The following is a 408-nucleotide window of genomic DNA, read 5'->3' as shown; positions in this document are numbered from 1 at the left end:
TCTTCAGTATTCCAATAATCAGAAAGCGTGGTCAGTGCATTGCGCTTTTCCTGCTCTTTGCGTTCGAGCATTTCCTGCTCATACGCCTTGCTTTTATCATCGGGCATTCCTGCTCCGGTAGCCTGTGGCACGGCATCATTCAGCCCGATATTTTCGACAGCCTTTTTATCTTTCGACGGTTTAAATATGAGGTACATACAGCCGAGAAATACAACGCCCATCAAAAGGAAGATGATTGGCTTTTTGAGCTTATCCTTATTGCTCTTTTTATTATCCGGCAGATTTGATGCTCCGTTTTGGTCTTCTCCCTCAACGAGAAAGCTGACCCTTTTTTCATTTTCTTTCATAAATCTGATTTTTTAAAATTGTTGATACACTATCCTGCAACCTTGCAGGATTTTTACTTTT

General features: G+C 41.2%; 1 pseudogene. It reads right to left on the bottom strand.

What is annotated here, in order from left to right:
• A pseudogene (locus JHJ32_RS22700) lies at window positions 1-347 on the bottom strand (conjugative transposon protein TraM); the annotation flags it as partial.
• Window positions 348-408 lie beyond the last annotated feature (61 nt).

Origin of the sequence: Parapedobacter sp. ISTM3 (assembly GCF_016533505.1) — a bacterium.
GTDB classification, from domain to species: domain Bacteria; phylum Bacteroidota; class Bacteroidia; order Sphingobacteriales; family Sphingobacteriaceae; genus Parapedobacter; species Parapedobacter luteus.
Note: the sequence above shows the minus strand (reverse complement) of the source record. Positions and strands in the feature narration are given on the sequence as shown.